This is a genomic window from Comamonas sp. JC664 (assembly GCF_042647185.1).
Genome location: NZ_JBHRUZ010000039.1, coordinates 1 through 18,479, shown reverse-complemented (window position 1 = coordinate 18,479; position 18,479 = coordinate 1). Strand labels below are relative to the sequence as shown.

Here is an 18,479-nt window from a genome sequence, read left to right as displayed (position 1 = left end):
AGGTGCCCGCTGCGCTGGCAACCAGGTGGTGGTGACGGTGACCGGTAAAGCGACTGCAGATGCGTGCTGACGCACCGACCTCGGTGGCGCCAACGAACGCCGATACCGTGGACACGAATGTAGCCAACAATGACAGCTTGGGCAGGTCAGGTCACACTGCGGGGCTGCGCAGGCCGATTTGGCGGTGTTCAAAACCACACAGCACACCCAACGTGCTCACGGCGGCAAGCTGGCCTTCCAGCTGGTGGCTGTCAACCATGGCCCGGCAGCGGTCAGCGCAGCGCGACTGCAAGACCTGATGCCCTCGGGCGTGGAGGACATGCGCTGGACCTGCAGTGCGCGCGGTGGTGCGTATGCGGCACAGCGTCAGGGCAGGCGGCGATATCCAAGTGCTGGCGGAGATGCCGTGGGCGCTTCCATCACCATCGATGTGACGGGCGCCATGGCGCAGGCCGGTGGCCACTTGGTGAATACCGCTTCAGTCGCGTCCGAGCTGCCCGATCCCGTGTTGTCCAACAACAGCGCATCCGCCTCCGTCAATGCACCTGCGGGCGCCCTCAAATCCATTCCCACCATGGGCTGGCTGGCGCTGAGTTTGCTGTCGGCTGCACCTTGTTGCTGGGCGCACGGTGGCTGCAGCGCAAAGAGGCTGGGGCAGCCGGCGCAGCTGGATGCTGGCCTTGCTGCTGGTGCTGGGCTGGGCGCGGGGGTGATTCGCACGCCATCTTTGTCAATGGCGATTTTGAAAGCCAAACGGTGACGGGCTGGACCAAGCGCTTTGGCCTGAACCCGGCTTGACCGGCGCGCCGCCTTTCAAGTTGGCGATGTGCGCTTCAATGGCGGCGGCGTGGAGAAGGTCAGCGTGGTGGATGGCCGCTTTGACCCGCGCGCACCGCAGCTGGTACTGCCGCGCCAGGGCAATTTTTCGGCCAAGGTCAACGACGACGACAACGGCGCACACATCACGAGATCAGCCAAAAGGGTGTGATTGCCGAAACCGACCGCGACCCGGGTGACGGCAAGCTGCATGTGCGCTTCAGCTATGCCGCCGTGCTGGAGGACCCCAGCCACAATCCCACAAACCAGCTTACTTCTTTGTCGAGATCAAGGATTTGACCAAGGGCGAGACGCTGTACTACGACTTTGCCTTTGCCAACCAGCCGGCCGCGTGTTCTACACCACGGTCTACAAGGCAGCAAATGGCTATCCCCCCTTTTATCGATGTGGACCTGGAGGTGCCCGACAGCAGCCTGGGCAACGAGTTGCAGATCCGCGTAGTGGGTGCCGATTGCTCCCAAGGCGGCCATGGCGGCTATGTCTATGTCGATGCCTTTGGCTCGGTCAGCATTCCGCCGCAGGGCGCCTGCGTCAATGACCTGCAACTGCGCGCCAAACCTGGCAATGTGCAGCTGACCTGGGCCGATACCGCGCCGCCAGCTATGCGGTCTACCGCGCAGACAAGCTGGAAGGTCCTTTTGTGCGTTTGGGCACCACGCAGTCGCGCCACTCTACCTGCTGGACCGCACGGTGCAGGCGCAAAAAACCTACTAATACTACAGCATCCGGGCGCTGGATGTGGATGGCCATGCGCTGTGCAGCTCTGGCGAGGTAGCGACCTATGTGCCTGCGCACTGGAGTGTGGGCGACCCGTGAACCGCCCGCCGATCTTTACCACCAGCCGTGCTTGCTGGGGATGTGCGCCAACTGTATGAGTACCAGGCCACGGCCATCGATGCCGATGGCGACCCGCTCAGCTACCAGCTGATGTATGCCCCGTGGGCATGACCGTGGATGCCGCCACCGGCAAGATCAGCTGGCAGCCAGGCTTGATGGGGATTTCCGCGTGAACCTGCAGGTGAGCGACGGCAAGGGGCTGCTGGCCAGCCAGGCCTTCTCCATCCATGTGTTGGATGGCAACCTGCCGCCGCAGATCACCAGCCAGTTCCCTGCCAAGGTACCTGCGGGTGTGAGTTCTCCCCACCAGGTCACCGCCACAGATCCCGAGAGAGGGCCGTTGCAGTACACCTTGGGCAGCCAGGCGGCGGGGATCAGCATCAATGCCTCTGGAGGCATTTACTGGACCAACCCCGAGCCCGGCACCTATCCGCTGGTGATCCAGTCACCGACCAGTTGGGTGCCCGTGATGTGCAGCGCGTGGTGGTGTCCGTGCAGGCGTTCCCGGCATTCACCAGCCTGCGGTGTTGACGGCCACCGTGGCCCAGCCCTATACCTACCAGGCGCTGGCCAGCGACCGCGATGGTGACGCTATTGTCTACAGCGTGCTCAGCCCTGCAGGCCTGGTGATCAACGCCAGCAGCGGCGCCGTGACCTGGCCATCGCCTGTGGCGGGGACGGCCGCGGTCGTCCTGGCAGCCATGATCGGATGGCAACCAGGGCAAGCAAAGCTTCAGCATTCGCACCACGGCAACGCCCAACCGGGCACCGGTGTTATCGCCACACCGGTCACCTATGTGGCCTACCCCGCCACTTACGCTACACGGCCTCGCCAGCGATGCCGATGGTGACAACCTGGTCTGGAAGCTGCTGCAGGCACCTGCTGCATGACGATCAGTGAGCGCACGGGCGCGATCGCCTGGAAGTTTGCCAGCAACGTCGCTGGCAATTTGCTGTGCGCGTGCAAGTGGACGACCAGCGGGGGCCAGACCGAGCAGGCGTTTGAAATCCAGCTGCCGTGTATGGCAATGGCGCCCCCGCCATCACCAGCCGCCCGCCTAGCCAGGTGCGCGCTGGCGCCATCTATAGCTACTCGGTCAGTGCTACTGACCCTGAGGGCGAGACGCTCAGCTACCGCCTCGCCTCCGGCCTGCCGCAGCCGCTTGGGCTGGCAATCAGCTGAGCTGGGCCACCAGCGTGGCCGATGTGGGCGTGCATGCGCTGCTGATCGAGGTGGCCGATACCGCCGGCAATGTCGCGCAGCAGAACTGGCAGCTCGAAGTGCTGCCCGCCAGCGGCAACCAGCCGCCGGTGATCAGCTCCACCCCCAAGGTGACGGCCGTTGCCGGGGGTGTATGAATACCAGGTGGTTGCCACCGACCGCGATGGTGACCCGCTCAGCTACCAGCTGCTGACCGGCCCGGCAGGCATGACGATCTCTGCCACCGGCAAGCTGGAGTGGCCCGTGCCCGCTGGCTTTGCCGGCAGCGAGATGGTGGAGATTAAAGTGTCCGATGGCCGGGATGGCGAAGTGACCCAGGCCTATGCGATAGGCGTGGGCGTTACCGCCAACCGGCCGCGCTGATCAATTCGACCCCGGTCGCCACCGGATCGGCCGGCGCGGCCTATCTGTACCAGATTCTGGCCAGCGATCCCGATGCGGATGTGCTGACCGACAGCGTCTCCACCAGCGAGCCCGGTATCACCGTGGACGCGCAGACGGGCCGGGTCTCCTGGCCGTGCCGGCAGGCACGAGCGGACAGGTGCAGCTGACCGTGCAGGTGACCGACGGCAAGGGCGGCACCGCATCGCAGACCTATGCCATTGGCGTGGCCAGCCCGGCACCGCCCACCCCGGGTGACCACGCAGCCTGGCACCAGCGCTGTCTCGGGCGCCAGCTATACCTATGCGCTCAAGGCCGTGGATGCCGATGGTGATACCTTGGTCTATGCATTGACGGAGTTCCCGCAGGGCATGCTGATTGACAGCAGCACCCGGTGCCAGCCAGTGGAGCGTTCCTGCCAATGTGGCTGGGCTGGCACCTGTGATGGTGGAGGTGACGGACGGCAAGGGTGGCATCGCCACCAGGGCTACGCCATCTCGGTCTCGGCGCCTCCAACCGCGCACCCGCATTCAGCTCCACACCGGTGACTTCGGCCACCGCAGGTTCGGCCTACGCCTACACGGCGCGGGCGACCGATCCGGATGGCGATGCCATCAGCTATACGCTGGTCCAGCCCCCGCCGGCATGGCGATCCATGCCACATCGGGCGCCATCAGCTGGACGCCCACCTTGGCGCAAGGCGGCACCCATGCAGTAGCCGTGCGCGCCACCGATGCCAAGGGGCCTATGCCACGCAAAGCTTTGGCGTTTACGTGCAGCTGCCAACCAACAACCCACCCCCAGATCAGCAGCAAGCCCGCGCTGCGCTGGGCCCCGGGCGTGCCTTATCAATACCAGGTTACGGCGACCGACCCGGAGAACGACCCGCTGACATATGCGCTGGACAAGGCCCCTGCGGGCATGGCCATATCGGCCAGCGGCCTGCTGACCTGGAACGCCCGGTGCTGGCAGCCATGCGGTAGAGATCAAGGTGCAGGACAGCCCCGTGCGCCTATGTGTGCAAAGCTATACCTTGCAGATTGCGGCCAACCGCGAGCCGTCATCACCAGCGCGCCCGTGCCCACTGCGGCCATTGCTGCGCCTTATGCCTACCAGGTGGTGGCCACAGACCCGGATGGTGACTTCCTCACCTACCGAATGAGCGGCGCACCGGCCAGCTTGACCATGTCGGCCACAGGCCTGATCTCGGGCACGCCGACTTCGCAAGGCACGCATGCGATCACCGTGACGGTGTCGGACCGGCCAGGCCTCCGTCACCCAGAGCTGGACCTTGCGCGTGACCGAGCCCGCAGCGGGCGGACCGCTGGAGGCGGGCGTGACGCCATCGCCCAAATACCTGAACCTGGTGAATCGACCACCCTGCAGGTGTTTGCGCAGGGCGGAACAGCGCCCTACACCGTCAGCAGTCGACCGTGAACGGCCGTGCCGTGACGGTAAACGCCGCTTACCAGGCCATCTTCACGCCCACGGCGATGGGCAAGCACAACCTGCCCTCACCTTGCGCGATGCCAAGGGCAGCAGCGTGACCGTGACGACTGGTTCGCGTCAAGGACCCCAGCGATGTGCTGGCGCCGTTGGCGGCCATCACCGCGCCGGGCAGCTCGGACGACATCACGGTGACGGACGTGTTCGAGCCCACGGCCATCGTGGGCACGGCCTCCGATGCCAACCTGGCTGAGTACCTGCTGATGATCTCGCCAGCGGGCCAGAACCAGTGGAGCAAGATTGGCGGCGGCAGCGCCAGCGTGACGGCCGCCAAGTTGGGCGACCTCAACCCCCAGACCTGGCCAACGGCTTGTACGACCTGGGCCTGGTCGTGCGCGATATCTGGGCAATGAGACCAGCGCCAAGGTGACGGTGGCTATCACGGAGAGCAAAAGACGGCGCCCCTGCAGCTGACCTTTACCGATATGGCTTTTGAGATCGAAGGCCTGCCGCTCACTGTGCGGCGCAGTTATGACTCGCTCAAACCGCCGCAGCGCATGGACTTTGGCTACGGCTGGTCGGTGGACTACAGACGTCTGGCTGCAGACCAATGGCGTACTGGGCCGCTCCGGGTGATGCAGGAGACGGGCTCGGGCTTCAACCGCAAGATCTGCGTGCGGCCCCAAGGCTCCCGCGTGGCATCGGTGCGTATGCCCGACGGCAGGCTTGAGCAGTTCGACCTGCGGGCCAGTCCGGAGTGCGTGAGCGTGCTGCATGGGCGTCCAACCCCAGCGTCAGCCTCGCATTCAGCGCCAAGGCCAGCAACAAGAGCGGCAGCAAGCTCGAAGCGCTGGGCTACAGCGATCTGCGTCTGGCCGGTGGTGATCTGTTCGACATGGGCACGACCGAGACCTTCAACCCCAGCAGTACAAGCTCACCACTCTGGATGGCATCGAATACATCCTGAACAAGGACTTCGGCATTCAGCAGATCAAGGACCGCAATGGCAACAGCCTGCAGTTCACGCGCAGCGGTATCAGCCACTCTGGCGGCTGGGCGCTGCCTTTACCCGCGATGCGCAGGAAAGATTAGCAAGATCAGCGGCCCCGGCGGCCAGGTGTTGAACTATGGCTACGATGCGGCCGACAACCTGATCTCGGTGGTCGACCAGAGCAATGCGGCGTCCGACTTCCGTTACGAGAACCCAAGGTGGCGCATGGCCTGACCATCCAGACCGATCCACTGGGCGGCTGGCGCTGAAGACCACGTACGATGACGCCGGGCGCGTGCTGAGCCAGACCGATGCCGCCGGCAAGGCCGTGACGGTGAGCACCGACAACACGGCAAACAAGCAGACCATCAAGGACCGCAACGGCAACACCACCGTGTATGACTTTGATGACCGGGGCAACATCACCGCGTGCTGGATGCCGCAGGCGGCACCACCCAGTACGCCTATGACGCCAATGACAACGAATCGAGGTGATCGACGCGTTGGGCCGCAAGACCACGCGCAGCTACGACGCCTTCGGCAATGTCACCAGCGAAACCGATCCCGCCGGCCGTGTGACCAAGACGGCTTTCAATGCGCAAGGCAATGTCACCACCATCACCGATGCGGCAGCCACGTCACCACCAATGGCTACAACGCCAGCGGTGATCTAACAGCCATCACCGATGCTGCTGGCAAGGCCTTTGGCATGGGCTACAGCCCGACGGGTAGTCCTGAGCAGCATGACCGACAAGGTCGGCAATGCCACCCGCTACACTATGCCAAGATTAATGGCACCACGCTCAAGCAGACCGAGACGGCTCCGGACGGTACGTGACCACCTACGCTTACGACAGCGCAGGCAACGTCATCTCCACTACGCGCGCCATCGTCACCCACCGGCCAACCTGCCACCACGTGGTAGAAAAGAGCAGCTACGACACCAAGGGCAATGTCACCAGCCGCACCAATGCGGTGGGCGACACCAGCACACTACCTCTACGATGCGGCGGGCCAGCTGGTGCAAGAGACCGACAGCCACCGCAAGACAGCGCATGAGTACAGCCTGCGCGGTGAAAAGTCCAAGACCACTACCCGATGGCAGGGTAGAAAGCTGGGCCTATGACAACAACGGCAACGAAACCCAGAGCTGCATCGGTAGCCTGTGCACGCGCACAGCCTACGATGCGCTGGACCGCGCCACCAAGGTCACCGACCCATGGGCTTTGTCGTCGAGAGCGTGTACGACGCAGCAGGCCAGCTCGCATCTAGCAAGGATGCGCGCGGCAACACACGGCGTTTGAATACGACCTGCTGGCCGTGAAACCAAGCAGACCAATGCCGCTGGCATCGAGGTGACGCGCGAATACGACCTGGCGGGCAACCTCGTCAAAACCACCGACGGCTTGGGCCGGGCGACGGTCCACGTCTACAACAACACCCAAAAGCGCACCACACACCTTGGCCAATGGCGCGGTGACGCAGTTTGCCTATGACGCCAATGGCGTGCTGCTGAGCGAGACCAACCCGCTGGGCCATGCCTACCAGTTTGGCCACGATCCGCTGGCGCCCTCAAGACCGTGACCGACCCGCTGGGCAAGGCGACCGCTACACCTGAATGGCAGCAACCAGCTGCTGACCCAGACCGACGCCAACGGCCACAGCACCCGCTATGGCTACGACAGCGCTGGCCGTCGTGTGCACGCACCCTGCCAGGCGGCAAGAGCGAAGGCCTGGTCTACGACAGCGAAGGCCGTCTGGTAAGCCGTACTGACTTTGACGGCAGCCAGACCATCTACAGCTATGACGTAGGCGGCAAGCTCAGCAAAGTCACGCGCAGCGATGGCCGCAGCCTGAGCCAAGGCTATGACAGCTTTGGCCGCATGAACAGCCAGACCGATACCGCCTATGGCAACTGCCTGACCCTGGACGGCAACGACGCGCGTCACCCGCAGGTCTGGAGCCACAGCAGCCTGGGCACCAGCTTCAGTGCGACCTTGGACTACGCTGGGACGCCAACAGCAACCGCACCCAGGTCAGCACCTCGGGCCAGACATCAAGCCGGCTACAACACGCTCAACCAGCTGGAGACCCTGACCACCCCGATGGCAGCACCACCCTTTTGCCTACGACAACGCCGGCAATCGCGTGCAGGTGACGCGGCCGATGCAGCACCACCGACTACCAGTACAACCTGGCCAACCAGCTGACAGCCGTGCTGCACAAAAGGCAGACGGTGCAGACATTGCCAGCTTTGTCTACACCCTCAATGCCGCAGGCCAGCGCACCCAGGTGGCCGAGCGCATGGTGGGGGTAGGCAGCCCGCAGAGACGGTGGAGCGCACCGTGCGCTACCAGTACGACGCCGCCGGCAAGCTGCTGCAAGAGCGCGTAGCACAAACCGCACCTGCGGTGTTGATTCGACCATCGACTACGTCTACGACGCCGGGGCAACCGCAGCCGTCGCAGCGTCAGCCACAACGGCCAGGTCACCACCTACCAGTACGACAGCCATGACCGCCTCACGCAAAGTGTGGATAGCCGAGCGGCACCACCACTTACCAGTGGGACGAGCGCGGCAACCTGGTGCAGAAGGCATCACCCGCCGATACCACCACCTATGCCTGGACGGTGGACAACCGCCTGCCAAGTCAGCACCGGCGCTAAAACGGTGAGTACGGTTATGACAGTAGCGGCCGCCGCATCAAGCGCCTGGTCAAAGAGGGCCACCACCACGGAGACCCACTACAAGGTCGACCACCAGCGAAGCTACAGCGAGATCCTGGTCGAGAGCACCAAGTCAACAGCGGCGCCTGGGTCGATACCGTGCATGTGCACACCCCCGATGGCTTAGGTGAGCTGATCGCCAGCACCTCGGCTGGCGCGCAAACCCGCTGTTCAGCGATGGCTGGGCAGCGTGCGTGTGGCCCAAACCGCTGCCACCAGCCATGTCTTCAGCTACGACGCATTCGGCATTGCGCTGGGGCCACTGAAGGCATGCTCGCCAATGCGGCCGATGCCGCTGCTACCAGCCACCGCTACACCGCGAATATGCCGACAGCCAGACGGGGCTGCTGCATCTCCGTGCGCGTGATTACGATCCACAGCGTTGGCCGTTTATCTCGATGGATGAGCACCCCGGCGCGAGTCGCATTCCGCACTTTGAACAAGTACCTGTATGGCAATGCGGACCCGTGAATACGGTGGATCGAGTGGGAACATTTTATATCCATGGCGATGCCCAATTTTGGACATTGATGCGCGTAACTTCCGCAGGTACCAGAGCGCTCGGGATTTTGGACAAGCTAGACCATAGGCTGACCTTGCTGCAGTTGGTACATGCATACCAACAGGTATGAGTGTTTTCCCAACCCAGAGTGGCAAAATTCCATGAAGGATGCAAAAAATCAAAAGGTTTTGTGAATGCCATGAAAATTTTGATGTAGCGGTTGCAGAGCTGGCAGGGAAGTCTGCTGCAATATTTGCAAATAAGGGGGTCGCTAAAGCTATGGGGAATTTATTAGAGGTACCAGAAATGCGCTGCTGATTTATCCAACCCCCGAAATACCAGGTAAAGTTTCTCCTTTCCGGTTAAACAGGTTAAGGTGGGCACGTTGTCTCTCAGCAAATCGCATCGAGACATATATGTTGAATTTGGCGTTAGATCGCAGCAAGGGGCCGCATGCTCGGCGCCGGTCATCGATGGAGCCGCGAAGGGAATTTGCAATGGTTCCGGCAGGATTGCATAGCGCTGTGGGCCATAACTCCCAAGTTTGTGCTTTCCTATTGCAGAGGGTCATATCATTATCACTGCGCCAAATAGGCATGCCATGAATAAAAATGCACTTATTTTGAGAAGCTGACAACCGATGAATGAATATTTTGCTGTCAGAGTTGAATGGCAAATTTCCTCATTTCAGTTTGATTTCAAAGCACCAAGAGCTGGCAGTCGTGTTTTAAAGAGGCAATGGAAAATGTTGCGTCGTATGATGCAGACTACGACCCACCTAGATTTTTGAGGGAGAACTGGCCGACAATTGGACCAGTTTGGGAATTGGCTGATTTTCCACCCTAGGTGTATGCTCTTTTGATGTGCTGACCAAGGTGAATTCATCTTCTTGTGGTTGATTTCTTTTTGTATTGCTGGGATATTAATTTTATTGCTTACTCTTGTACTGATTGCTCAAAAGACATAGCGATAAAATTTCATGCACTTGCAATAAATGCGTTGAATTTTGATTTGGCCTCAATGCCTTAAATGCCTATGACTCAGTACTAACTGTATTTGAGATATGGATATGGTTGGTGAGGCATTGGATTTTTATTTGACGGGATATGGGAGGCGATGATCCATTTCGCCCCATTCTTTTTTGTAAGCAGATTGAGGTTGTGGAGCAACTTAAGAACCATCCCTTCTTTGTAGGGAAGTGCGACTACTACACCGTAAGAATATTTAAAAGATCCTTTTGAACCCGCTGCTCTGCAGTTACCGCCTGGAATGTGATAAATGCTTTCTCTAAGTGACAAGCATTTTACCAATACGAAGTTTATTGTTTAATGAACTTTGTTTTGATTAAGCCTGAATCACAGCTGGCGCATTTCTACGTTAAGAGGATTATGTCTGTTTGTGCAGAGTCGCACTTTCAACCATCGATCTGGATCATGATTTCAATTCGAACATTATAAACCTTTGTCAGCTGTTTATATCTTGTTTTCTGAATTCGCTAAAGATAATGCCGCTATTGGAGGCCTGTTTGGTGGTGATATATATCGCGAGATAAACAATGAACGAGAAAATCTGTTTGATGATGAGGTGTCAAATAGATTTTTTGAAAATCTTGAATTTAATACATCTTTGAATGGGTTTGAGAATGGAGAATGTTGGCAAGAGCTGAGAGAGAAATCTAGATTATTTTTGACGAAATATAGTCTGTTGGATAATTTTGATTTTCCAAATCCTATGAAATTCTCTGAATTTTTATATCCAGATGATTTTGAAAAGTATGATCCGGCCCTCGTTGGTCTTGGTGTGGACAGTCCATTTCGTTGAGGATTGGGCGCAAATGAAAAATATCACGATGGCTGCCTATAAAGACGCGGTAATTTAGTCTCTTGAGAATTGATACGCCAAGCAGTGACGTATGCAGAAGCTGATGAACGTGCTGCACGGGGGCTGATCAGCTCAGCCCCATGTTGAAAACCGGAGAAGCGCAACGCTTCTTCGATGCGGCATGCCAGTTGGAAAGCCGCAGGCCCGCATGCTTACGGTTCCCTCGGCATGCTTTCCTCTGAACACCCATGCGCCAGTAACCAAGACAAGTTCTTGCTGCCAGCGACGCCAACCCCATCCACATCCAGTCAACCTCAAAACCGCAGGTTCCGCGGCGTCTGGACATGCACATGGCAGGCCATGCCTGATGGAACCCGGACGTGTTCCATGCAAAGCCATTGCGCTTTGATTGCTTATATTGGTATACCAATATGGAAAATGGCACACTAGATTGTCAAATTAAGGGTTTACCCTGGCAATAAATTTGCATGATTCCCCAATAATCGCCCAACTTTGGCCGCAGATTGGCGATTTCATGGTTTATTGGTAAACCAATTTAGACCAAAGGTCCAACCAACGGCATAGCGAACAAGCCATTCACCAAGCAAGGCCAAGCACAGGGCACCCTAGCACCCGTCAGCGCCAGCCTCCAGTGAACAGCCAAGAACAAGGCGCGCCATGCGCCCGTCCAATAACTTCGAGACATCGCCATGCAAACTCTCTGGCAGCAAAACTACGACACGGCTGGCAACATCTGGGTGTGGGCCTGGGTGGCATGTGATTCCGATCCTGTTTTTCTTTTTGGCATTAACCAAGTTGCGGCTCAAGGGCTACCAGGCGGGCACCATCACGGTGTGCTGGCCCTGGCGGTGGCGTTGTTGTTCTACCGCATGCCCGTCAGCGCGGCGCTGGCTTCGCCGTCTATGGCTTCTTCTATGGCCTTTGGCCCATTGCCTGGATCATTGTGCGGCGGTGTTTCTGTACAAGATCTCCGTCAAGACGGGGCAGTTCGATGTGATCCGCTCGTCGATCCTGTCGGTCACGCCGGACCAGCGCCTGCAGCTCATCCTGGTGGGCTTTTGCTTTGGCGCGTTTCTGAAGGGGCGGCAGGTTTTGCGCGCCGGTCGCGATCACGGCGGCCTTGCTGGTGGGCCTGGGCTTCAAGCCGCTGTATGCCGCAGCCTGTGCTGATCGCCAATACCGCACCGGTGGCGTTTGGTGCGATGGGCATTCCGACATCGTCGCCGCCAGGTCTCAGGCGTCGATGCCTTTGCGATTGGCCAGATGGCCGGTCGCCAGCTGCCTTTCATGACTGTGCTGGTGCTGTTCTGGCTGGATGGCCATCATGGATGGCTGGCGCGGTGTGAAGGAGACCTGGCCTGCGGTGCTGGTCGGTGGCGGCTCGTTTGCGATCGTGCAGTTTCTCACCGCCAACTACATTGGCCCGGAGCTGCCGATATCACCTCGCTATCGTGTCCTTGATTGCGCTGACCCTGTTCCTCAAAGTCTGGCAGCCCAAGCGCATCTCCGCTTCACACCAGCGGGTGAGCCGGCTGCAACGCCGTGCCCGCAGCCCTGTGGTCGTCGGGCGCGCCCTGACGCTGTTGCCGTCATCAAGGCCTGGTCGCCGTTCATCATCCTGACGGCCGGTCACGGTCTGGAGCATCAAGCCCTTCAAGGCGCTGTTTGCCGCGGGTGGCCCGCTGGCGTCCACCGTCATCAATATTCCGTGCCGTTTCTGCACAACCTGGTCGAGAAGACACCGCCCGTCGTGGCCGCTGCCGCCCCTTACGGCGCCGTCTACACCTTCAACTGGCTGCTGGCCACCGTACCGCCATCCTGATTGCGGCGTGATCACCATTGCCTTCACCCGCCTCGCCGTCCAAGGCAGTGGCAACTTGGCCGAGACCTTCAAGGAACTGGCCGTGCCGATCTACTCCATCGGTATGGTGCTGGCCTTTGCCTTTGTCGCCAACTACTCGGGCGGTCGGCCACCCTGGCGCTGGCATGGCGCACACCCCAGCCTTTACCTTCTTCTCGCCCTTCCTGGCTGGATAGGTGTTCCTGACGGCTCGGACACCTCTCCCAATGCACTGTTTGCCGCGCTGCAGGCCACTACTGCGCAGCAGCTGGGCTGCCCCAGGTGCTGACCGTGCCGCCAACACCACCGCGGTGTGACGGCAAGATGATCTCGCCCCAGTCCATCGCCATTGCCTGCGCGGCCGGGGTCTGGCGCCGAATCGGATCTGTTTCGCTTCACGGTAAAGCACAGCTCAGCCTATCTGCGGTCATCATCGGTTTGATGACTCCTGCAGGCCTATGTGTTTCCGTGGATGATTCCGTCATTGAGCGTCGCTGCGCCCATCGCCTTGATGGAGCCCCGACGGCAACACATACCACGAAAGCTCTCCCCCATGCGCCTCGCTGACCATGTTGTCGAAAAACTGCTTGCCCTGGTGCAGGCCGTGGCTTGCAGCCGGCCAGCGCCTGCCGCGGAGCGCAACTGGCGCTGGAGCTGGGGGGTCGCGCACATCGGTGCGCGAGGCGCTGCAAAAGCTCATCAGCCAGGGGGTGCTGTCGGCCCCGGCGCGGCGATGGCACTACCTATGTGCAAACGGTGCCATCGGCCGATTGGCTGCAAGAGGCCATGGGGCCGTTGGCCGGCTGATTGAATCGGACCCCAACTACCGCTATGACGTGCTGGAGACCCGCCATGCGCTGGAGAGCAGCACCGCCTGGCTGCCGCGCAGCGTGCACCGCGCAAGACAAGGAACGCATCCAGCGCTGTTTTGATGTGATGATTGAGCACCAGCAAAGCGGCCATGCGAGCTGGCCGCACGCGCCGATGCGCAGTTCCACCTGGCGATTGCCGAGGCATCGCACAACCTGGTGCTGGTGCAGGTGATGCAAAGCCTGTTCACCGTGGTGCTGTCTACCGTGGAGCGCACCGCCATGACATGTTCCGCTGAGCGCCCCCGTCACGCTGCAGCAGCTCACCGTGCAGCACCAAAGCCTGATGCAGGCGATTTTGGAGGCGACCCGCAGCGCGCCCGCGCCTGCATTGGCGAGCACCTGGAGCATGTGCCCACACCATCTTGCAGATGGACGAAGAGCGCGCGCGGCGCGAGCGATCGATGCGCCTGCCGGCCGAGCTGATGCCCAGCCCGCCCGGCCCCTGATCTGCGCGGACCCTGACAACCAACATACCGAGACAAACCTCCAGCCCTGAAGCGCACCATGATCATCTCTTCGCATCCGACTACCGCGCCGCCGCGCAAAAGCGCCTGCCGCCGTTTCTGTTCCACTACATCGATGCGGCGCGTACCCGAGCAAACGCTCAGCGCAATGTGGCTGATTACGCCGATGTGGCCCTGCGCCAGCGCGTGCTCAAGGACATGAGCCAGCTCGACACCAGCATCGAGCTGTTTGGCGAGAAGCTCTCTATCCCGCCAATCCTCGCGCCCGTGGGCCTGCTGGGCATGTTTGCACGCCGGGGCGAGGTGCAGGCCTCACGCGCCGCTGCCCATGGCATCCCTCACCCTGTCCACCGTTTCGGTCTGCCCGATTGAAGAGTGGCACCCGGCCTGGGCCGGCCCATGTGGTTCCAGCTCTATGTGCTCAAGGACCGGGCTTTATGAAGAACGCGCTCGAGCGCGCGCGGGCCGCCGCTGCTCCACGCTGGTGTTCACCGTTGATATGCCCGTGCCCGGCGCCCGCTACCGCGATGCGCATTCGGGCATGAGCGGCCCCAACGCCGCGATGCGCCGCTACTGGCAGTCCGTCACCCACCGGCCTGGTCCTGGGATGTGGGCTTGAACGGCCGACCGCACGACCTGGGCAATATCTCCGCCTACCGGGGCACCCCACCGGCTTGGCCGACTACATCGGCTGGCTGGGCAGCAATTTTGATCCATCGATCTCCTGGAAGGACCTGGAATGGATCCGCGACTTCTGAAGGCCCGATGGTCATCAAGGGCATCCTGGACCCGGAAGACGCCAAGGATGCCGTGCGCTTTGGCGCCGATGGCATTGTGGTCAGCAACCATGGGGGCCGCCAGTTGGATGGCGTGCTGTCCTCGGCCCGCGCGTTGCCGGCCATTGCCGATGCGGTCAAGGGCCAGATCAAGATTCTGGCGGACTCGGCATCCGCAATGGGCTCGACATTGTGCGCGCCATCGCCTTGGGGGGGACGCCACCTTGCTCGGCCGCGCCTTTATCTATGCGCTGGCCACGTCGGGCCAGGCCGGCGTCAAGCACCTGCTGGAGCTGATGGAAAAGGAAATGCGGTGGCGATGACCTTGACCACGTGGCCAAGGTCGCCGATATCAACGGCGATCTGCTGGTGCGCCAGTAAACGACGCACCCTACCAAGACCTGCCATGACCGCTGCCAACACCACCTCCGTCTCGCGCGAAGCGCTGCTTGACCAGCTGCGCGCCGCCGTCGGCCCGCCCATGTGCTGACGGCGACCAGGCACGCGCCGTTTTCGCAAAGGCCACCGGACTGGCGAAGGCCCGGTGCTGGCGGTGGTGCGCCCGGCCAGCCTGTGGGAGCAGTGGCAGGTGCTGGAGGCCGCTGTGGCCGCAGGCCGCATTGTCATCATGCAGGCGGCCACACCGGGCTCACCGCGGGTCAACGCCCGATGGCAGCGGCTATGACCGCGAGATCGTGCTGATCAACACCTTGCGCATCACCGAGTGCAGTGATTGGCGGTGGCGCCCAGGTCATCTGCTGCCCGGGCCCACGTTGGACAAGTTGGAGCAGGTGCTGGCACCCTTGGGGCGCGAGCCGCATTCGGTCATCGGCTCGTCCTGCATCGGCGCCTCGGTGCTCGGCGGCATCTGCAACAACTCCGGCGGCTCGCTGGTGCGGCGCGGACCGCCTATACCGAGCTGGCGCTCTACGCCCAGGTGCGGGCCGATGGCTCGCTGGCCTGGTCAACCACCTGGGCATTGCGCTGGGGGATAGCCCGCAAGAGATTTTGACCCGCCTGCACAACGGCGACTACCGCGAGGGCCGACATCACGCACGATGCGCAGCGCGCCGCCTCCGACCCCGCTACGCCGCCGCCCGTGCGCGATGTGGACCAGGATTCGCCCGCGCGCTTCAATGCCGATCCCTCGCGCTTGTTTGAGGCCTCGGGCTCGGCCGGCAAGCTCTGCCTGTTTGCAGTGCGGCTCGATACTTTTCCGAAAGTGCCCAGCACCGTCTTCTATATCGGCAGCAATGCGGCCGACGACCTGACCACGGTGCGCCGCCATCTGCTCACCGCCTTGCCGGAGTTGCCGATTGCCGGTGAGTACATCCACCGCACCGCCTACGACATTGGCGAGCAATACGGCAAGGATACCTTCTTGCTGATCGACCGCTTTGGCACCGCCCCGTGCTGCGGCTTTGCGCTCAAAACCGGGTCGATGGCTTCTTTGAGCGGCTGGGCTTGCGCGGCGTCAGCGACCGCATCATCCAGCGTTCACCAACCTCTTGCCCAGCCACCTGCCCGCGCGCATGCGCAGTGCGCGAGCGCTATGAGCACCACCTGCTGCTGCGCGTATCGAACGACACGGCGGACGCCACACGCGCGTTTCGGAGCACGCATTTTGCTGGCAGCGCCAGTGGCGGCTGGTTTGAGTGTGATGCCGATGAAGGCGCAAGGCCTTTTTGCACCGCTTTGCGATTGCGGCGCTGCCATCCGCTACCGCGAAGTGCACCGCGCACAGGTCGAAGACATTGTCGCGCTCGATGTCGCCCGCGCCGCAATGACCGTGACTGGTGGAGCAGTTGCCCGCCGAGGTCGAGGCCGACATAGTGCACAAGCTCTACTACGGCCACTTTTCTGCCCATGTCTTCCACAACTACATCGTGAAAAAGGGCGTCGATCCGCTGGCCATGGAGCACCGCATGTGGGCGCTGCTCGATGCGCGCCGGGCCGAGTACCCCCGAGCACAATGTGGGCCACCTCTATGTGCCAAGCCTGCATTGGCCGATTTTTACCGCCAGCTGGACCCCAGTAACAGCTTGAACCCCGCATTGGCCATACGGCGCGGGCAAGAACTGGAGGCTTGTTTGTGAGCGGCCAAGTGCCTGGCCCAAAGGGTATTCAGACTAGCGCAGGGCGGGGCTGTGGCGCTGCGATAACGCACTGGCGCCGGGGAAGGAAGGGCAAGCAATCGCTGGCCTGCAGCCAATAGGCGGTGGTCTGGACGGCTCACAGCGTCTCGCACAGCATGTCCCAGAAGGCTTGCACCAGCAACGGGTGTCGGCCTGCTTGCCGTGCTTCATCAGACAGATTTTTCTGGCCAGCTGTGGCCGGGCGATCGGCAGGTAGCACAGCTGCGGGTCAGTGTGCGCCTGCTTGCTCAGCTGGATATCATCCGACTTTCAGATCACTGTGCACCAGCGCGTACAGCGATTCGATCGACGACAGGTTGTGCGGCACATTGACATGCACGCCCTGCTCGCGCAGCACGGTGGTGATCATGTCATATATTGCCCCGCCGCAGCACCGCCAGCGGCTGGTCTTTGAGATCGTGCCAGTGCAGCTTGGCCTGCTGGGCCAGCGATGGCGCGGGGAGACCACGACCACGATCTCATCGCTGGTGATCAGGCGCGAATCAATGTGCGCAGGCATATCGAAATGCAGCCCGACCGCAATATCCGCATCCCCTTGCGTGATCGACTCGATCAGCGTGTCGCTGTGCATGTCGTCGAGCACGAAATGCACCTCCGGGTGCGCTGCTGGAACGGGCCCATGTACGGCGCAATCCACTGCGATGCCGATGGATGCAGTGGATGCGGATAGAGCGGCTCTGGTGCTGCAGCCGCTGGAGCATCTCCTCCATGCCTGGTCAAAGGTGGCAATCATCCAGCTGACCTGGGCGCGCACCGATTCGCCCGTGGTGTCAGCCGCACGCCCGCATGCTGCGGTCAAACAAGGTGACGCCCAGCGTGATTTCGAGTTCGCGGATGGCGGAGGAAAAGGCCGGCTGGCTCATCGCCAGCGACTGGGCAGCCTGGGTGAAGGTGGGGTGCTCAGCGGCCTGCTTGAAGCAGCTGAGCTGCCGCAATGTGGGGATGGATGCGATCTCTGCGGCTGGTAAACGTGGGTCATGATGAATTCATTTTTTCAAATCAAATAATTACTCCAATTGTAAATTGCTATGTAATTAAATTTTTACAGATGCGTAAAAAAATGGGTGGGAACGGTCGCCGATGGCAGCGGATTGCACCAACAGAAGCGTAAAAGTTCCAGAGATTTTTACGAAATTGCCTCTGTTTCATCGTGTTTTTACCGATGAATGGCGAAGTGATGGCGCCGGGGTGGTAGCGACTGTGCCACAGATGGGTAGATCGTAGGTATACTAACATTTGTTGAATTTATCGCTATTTATTAACGATAGATATAGTAATATATTTAAGTTGGTTTTTTCGCACAGATCGACCCGAGGTTGGCGTGCCGCCCACAGGCGTTTTGACCGGTGGCGTTCAGCGCCTCCTGGCCTGGGCCAGCGCACTGCTGCCGCAGCCTGCTGCCCATGCTGCCGATGCGCTGTGCATGCCCGCAGCAGCCTGCCCCTTTGCCGGATGCCATGTCTTGACCGGCCGGCGCTGCCGCTGCGCAATGGCGTCCCTGGTGCTTTTCCGAAACTCCGCTGCTGGTGCAGCAGACCGGGCCCATCGACGGCCGGACAGCCGCGCGGGAATGTCTTTTATTTTTTT

The 18,479-nt window shown here is 61.0% G+C and carries 37 protein-coding genes and 6 pseudogenes; 41 read left to right on the top strand and 2 right to left on the bottom strand.

What is annotated here, in order from left to right; genetic code table 11:
• The first annotated feature begins 184 nt into the window (after positions 1-184).
• From ACFODQ_RS06115 to ACFODQ_RS05920, 40 genes and pseudogenes are all read left to right on the top strand, one after another.
• Positions 185-760, top strand: a complete 576-nt coding sequence (locus ACFODQ_RS06115) for a DUF11 domain-containing protein (protein WP_377015820.1) — start codon at positions 185-187, stop codon at positions 758-760.
• Positions 761-826: 66 nt separating this feature from the next.
• Positions 827-988, top strand: a complete 162-nt coding sequence (locus ACFODQ_RS06110) for a hypothetical protein (RefSeq protein ID WP_377015817.1) — start codon at positions 827-829, stop codon at positions 986-988.
• The gene (locus tag ACFODQ_RS06105) at positions 985-1,116 is read left to right on the top strand and encodes a hypothetical protein (protein ID WP_377015814.1); all 132 of its coding nucleotides are present in this window, start codon (positions 985-987) and stop codon (positions 1,114-1,116) included. Before ACFODQ_RS06110 ends, ACFODQ_RS06105 begins: the two co-directional genes overlap by 4 nt.
• Positions 1,113-1,712, top strand: coding sequence for a hypothetical protein (locus tag ACFODQ_RS06100; RefSeq protein WP_377015811.1), 600 nt, complete (start codon positions 1,113-1,115; stop codon positions 1,710-1,712). Before ACFODQ_RS06105 ends, ACFODQ_RS06100 begins: the two co-directional genes overlap by 4 nt.
• A 56-nt stretch (positions 1,713-1,768) precedes the next feature.
• Positions 1,769-2,263, top strand: a complete 495-nt coding sequence (locus tag ACFODQ_RS06095; protein ID WP_377015808.1) for a hypothetical protein — start codon at positions 1,769-1,771, stop codon at positions 2,261-2,263.
• The gene (locus ACFODQ_RS06090; protein WP_377015805.1) at positions 2,202-2,525 is read left to right on the top strand and encodes a putative Ig domain-containing protein; all 324 of its coding nucleotides are present in this window, start codon (positions 2,202-2,204) and stop codon (positions 2,523-2,525) included. Before ACFODQ_RS06095 ends, ACFODQ_RS06090 begins: the two co-directional genes overlap by 62 nt.
• Before the next feature lie 167 nt (positions 2,526-2,692).
• Positions 2,693-2,857 (top strand): hypothetical protein, encoded by a 165-nt coding sequence (locus ACFODQ_RS06085; RefSeq protein ID WP_377015802.1) that lies wholly within the window; start codon positions 2,693-2,695, stop codon positions 2,855-2,857.
• A 14-nt stretch (positions 2,858-2,871) separates the two neighbouring features.
• On the top strand, positions 2,872-3,033 hold the full coding sequence (locus ACFODQ_RS06080; protein WP_377015799.1) for a hypothetical protein: 162 nt from the start codon (positions 2,872-2,874) through the stop codon (positions 3,031-3,033).
• Positions 3,026-3,259: an Ig-like domain-containing protein gene (locus tag ACFODQ_RS06075; RefSeq protein ID WP_377015835.1), complete on the top strand. Its 234-nt coding sequence runs from the start codon at positions 3,026-3,028 to the stop codon at positions 3,257-3,259. Before ACFODQ_RS06080 ends, ACFODQ_RS06075 begins: the two co-directional genes overlap by 8 nt.
• A gap of 178 nt (positions 3,260-3,437) precedes the next feature.
• Positions 3,438-3,611: a hypothetical protein gene (locus tag ACFODQ_RS06070; RefSeq protein WP_377015796.1), complete on the top strand. Its 174-nt coding sequence runs from the start codon at positions 3,438-3,440 to the stop codon at positions 3,609-3,611.
• Positions 3,612-3,655: 44 nt separating this feature from the next.
• Positions 3,656-4,714, top strand: a complete 1,059-nt coding sequence (locus ACFODQ_RS06065) for a putative Ig domain-containing protein (protein ID WP_377015793.1) — start codon at positions 3,656-3,658, stop codon at positions 4,712-4,714.
• A 146-nt stretch (positions 4,715-4,860) separates the two neighbouring features.
• Positions 4,861-5,136, top strand: a complete 276-nt coding sequence (locus tag ACFODQ_RS06060) for a hypothetical protein (protein WP_377015790.1) — start codon at positions 4,861-4,863, stop codon at positions 5,134-5,136.
• Between the two features lie 344 nt (positions 5,137-5,480).
• Positions 5,481-5,690, top strand: coding sequence for a hypothetical protein (locus ACFODQ_RS06055; protein WP_377015787.1), 210 nt, complete (start codon positions 5,481-5,483; stop codon positions 5,688-5,690).
• A 36-nt stretch (positions 5,691-5,726) separates the two neighbouring features.
• Positions 5,727-5,948: an RHS repeat domain-containing protein gene (locus ACFODQ_RS06050; protein ID WP_377015784.1), complete on the top strand. Its 222-nt coding sequence runs from the start codon at positions 5,727-5,729 to the stop codon at positions 5,946-5,948.
• Positions 5,899-6,039 (top strand): annotated as a pseudogene (locus ACFODQ_RS06045) (hypothetical protein); the annotation flags it as partial. The gene ACFODQ_RS06050 and the pseudogene ACFODQ_RS06045, both read left to right, overlap by 50 nt.
• Before the next feature lie 166 nt (positions 6,040-6,205).
• A complete protein-coding gene (locus tag ACFODQ_RS06040) occupies positions 6,206-6,388 on the top strand; it encodes an RHS repeat domain-containing protein (protein WP_377015832.1) in 183 nt (60 codons plus the stop codon).
• Between the two features lie 160 nt (positions 6,389-6,548).
• Entirely contained in the window at positions 6,549-6,773 is a 225-nt protein-coding gene (locus ACFODQ_RS06035) for a hypothetical protein (RefSeq protein ID WP_377015781.1), read from the top strand.
• Positions 6,774-6,879: 106 nt separating this feature from the next.
• The gene (locus ACFODQ_RS06030) at positions 6,880-7,038 is read left to right on the top strand and encodes a hypothetical protein (protein ID WP_377015778.1); all 159 of its coding nucleotides are present in this window, start codon (positions 6,880-6,882) and stop codon (positions 7,036-7,038) included.
• A 31-nt stretch (positions 7,039-7,069) separates the two neighbouring features.
• Positions 7,070-7,210, top strand: a complete 141-nt coding sequence (locus ACFODQ_RS06025; RefSeq protein WP_377015775.1) for a hypothetical protein — start codon at positions 7,070-7,072, stop codon at positions 7,208-7,210.
• Entirely contained in the window at positions 7,191-7,298 is a 108-nt protein-coding gene (locus ACFODQ_RS06020) for a hypothetical protein (RefSeq protein WP_377015772.1), read from the top strand. The genes ACFODQ_RS06025 and ACFODQ_RS06020 overlap by 20 nt, the downstream gene beginning before the upstream one ends.
• A 30-nt stretch (positions 7,299-7,328) precedes the next feature.
• Positions 7,329-7,478 carry an RHS repeat domain-containing protein gene (locus ACFODQ_RS06015; RefSeq protein WP_377015829.1) on the top strand — a complete coding sequence of 50 codons (150 nt, stop codon included), beginning with the start codon at positions 7,329-7,331 and terminating at the stop codon, positions 7,476-7,478.
• Positions 7,424-7,924 (top strand): RHS repeat domain-containing protein, encoded by a 501-nt coding sequence (locus tag ACFODQ_RS06010; RefSeq protein ID WP_377015826.1) that lies wholly within the window; start codon positions 7,424-7,426, stop codon positions 7,922-7,924. Before ACFODQ_RS06015 ends, ACFODQ_RS06010 begins: the two co-directional genes overlap by 55 nt.
• Positions 7,881-8,108 (top strand): hypothetical protein, encoded by a 228-nt coding sequence (locus ACFODQ_RS06005; protein WP_377015769.1) that lies wholly within the window; start codon positions 7,881-7,883, stop codon positions 8,106-8,108. Before ACFODQ_RS06010 ends, ACFODQ_RS06005 begins: the two co-directional genes overlap by 44 nt.
• A gap of 84 nt (positions 8,109-8,192) precedes the next feature.
• Positions 8,193-8,246: pseudogene (locus ACFODQ_RS06000) on the top strand (hypothetical protein); the annotation flags it as partial.
• A gap of 17 nt (positions 8,247-8,263) precedes the next feature.
• Positions 8,264-8,380: pseudogene (locus tag ACFODQ_RS05995) on the top strand (hypothetical protein); the annotation flags it as partial.
• A gap of 159 nt (positions 8,381-8,539) precedes the next feature.
• Entirely contained in the window at positions 8,540-8,911 is a 372-nt protein-coding gene (locus ACFODQ_RS05990) for a hypothetical protein (RefSeq protein ID WP_377015766.1), read from the top strand.
• Positions 8,912-10,421: 1,510 nt separating this feature from the next.
• Positions 10,422-10,763, top strand: coding sequence for a hypothetical protein (locus ACFODQ_RS05985; protein ID WP_377015763.1), 342 nt, complete (start codon positions 10,422-10,424; stop codon positions 10,761-10,763).
• A gap of 777 nt (positions 10,764-11,540) precedes the next feature.
• Positions 11,541-11,954 (top strand): L-lactate permease, encoded by a 414-nt coding sequence (locus ACFODQ_RS05980; protein ID WP_377015760.1) that lies wholly within the window; start codon positions 11,541-11,543, stop codon positions 11,952-11,954.
• Positions 11,905-12,075, top strand: a complete 171-nt coding sequence (locus ACFODQ_RS05975) for a hypothetical protein (protein ID WP_377015757.1) — start codon at positions 11,905-11,907, stop codon at positions 12,073-12,075. Before ACFODQ_RS05980 ends, ACFODQ_RS05975 begins: the two co-directional genes overlap by 50 nt.
• A 24-nt stretch (positions 12,076-12,099) precedes the next feature.
• The gene (locus tag ACFODQ_RS05970) at positions 12,100-12,606 is read left to right on the top strand and encodes an L-lactate permease (protein ID WP_377015754.1); all 507 of its coding nucleotides are present in this window, start codon (positions 12,100-12,102) and stop codon (positions 12,604-12,606) included.
• A 7-nt stretch (positions 12,607-12,613) separates the two neighbouring features.
• Positions 12,614-12,913: an L-lactate permease gene (locus ACFODQ_RS05965; protein ID WP_377015751.1), complete on the top strand. Its 300-nt coding sequence runs from the start codon at positions 12,614-12,616 to the stop codon at positions 12,911-12,913.
• Between the two features lie 385 nt (positions 12,914-13,298).
• On the top strand, positions 13,299-13,556 hold the full coding sequence (locus ACFODQ_RS05960) for a hypothetical protein (RefSeq protein ID WP_377015748.1): 258 nt from the start codon (positions 13,299-13,301) through the stop codon (positions 13,554-13,556).
• 96 nt (positions 13,557-13,652) lie between these two features.
• Positions 13,653-13,919 (top strand): hypothetical protein, encoded by a 267-nt coding sequence (locus ACFODQ_RS05955; protein WP_377015745.1) that lies wholly within the window; start codon positions 13,653-13,655, stop codon positions 13,917-13,919.
• 35 nt (positions 13,920-13,954) lie between these two features.
• Positions 13,955-14,579 (top strand): annotated as a pseudogene (locus tag ACFODQ_RS05950) (alpha-hydroxy-acid oxidizing protein).
• A gap of 146 nt (positions 14,580-14,725) precedes the next feature.
• Positions 14,726-14,863: pseudogene (locus ACFODQ_RS05945) on the top strand (alpha-hydroxy-acid oxidizing protein); the annotation flags it as partial.
• The gene (locus tag ACFODQ_RS05940) at positions 14,808-15,059 is read left to right on the top strand and encodes an alpha-hydroxy-acid oxidizing protein (RefSeq protein ID WP_377015823.1); all 252 of its coding nucleotides are present in this window, start codon (positions 14,808-14,810) and stop codon (positions 15,057-15,059) included. The pseudogene ACFODQ_RS05945 and the gene ACFODQ_RS05940, both read left to right, overlap by 56 nt.
• Before the next feature lie 221 nt (positions 15,060-15,280).
• A complete protein-coding gene (locus ACFODQ_RS05935) occupies positions 15,281-15,421 on the top strand; it encodes a hypothetical protein (protein WP_377015742.1) in 141 nt (46 codons plus the stop codon).
• Between the two features lie 10 nt (positions 15,422-15,431).
• On the top strand, positions 15,432-15,731 hold the full coding sequence (locus ACFODQ_RS05930) for a hypothetical protein (RefSeq protein WP_377015739.1): 300 nt from the start codon (positions 15,432-15,434) through the stop codon (positions 15,729-15,731).
• A 104-nt stretch (positions 15,732-15,835) separates the two neighbouring features.
• Positions 15,836-16,569 (top strand): annotated as a pseudogene (locus ACFODQ_RS05925) (hypothetical protein).
• On the top strand, positions 16,533-16,832 hold the full coding sequence (locus ACFODQ_RS05920; RefSeq protein WP_377015736.1) for a hypothetical protein: 300 nt from the start codon (positions 16,533-16,535) through the stop codon (positions 16,830-16,832). Before ACFODQ_RS05925 ends, ACFODQ_RS05920 begins: the two are co-directional and overlap by 37 nt.
• A gap of 298 nt (positions 16,833-17,130) precedes the next feature.
• Here the strand turns inward: ACFODQ_RS05920 and ACFODQ_RS05915 are convergent, their stop codons facing one another.
• Positions 17,131-17,691 (bottom strand): LysR family transcriptional regulator substrate-binding protein, encoded by a 561-nt coding sequence (locus ACFODQ_RS05915; RefSeq protein ID WP_377015733.1) that lies wholly within the window; start codon positions 17,689-17,691, stop codon positions 17,131-17,133.
• Complete coding sequence (locus ACFODQ_RS05910; protein WP_377015643.1) at positions 17,663-17,827, bottom strand: LysR family transcriptional regulator; 165 nt, start codon at positions 17,825-17,827, stop codon at positions 17,663-17,665. The genes ACFODQ_RS05915 and ACFODQ_RS05910 overlap by 29 nt, the downstream gene beginning before the upstream one ends.
• Positions 17,828-18,213: 386 nt before the next feature.
• Between ACFODQ_RS05910 and ACFODQ_RS05905 the strand changes: the two genes are divergently transcribed.
• Positions 18,214-18,479 (top strand): hypothetical protein (locus ACFODQ_RS05905; protein WP_377015730.1); only part of this gene is annotated, 266 nt, incomplete at its 3' end.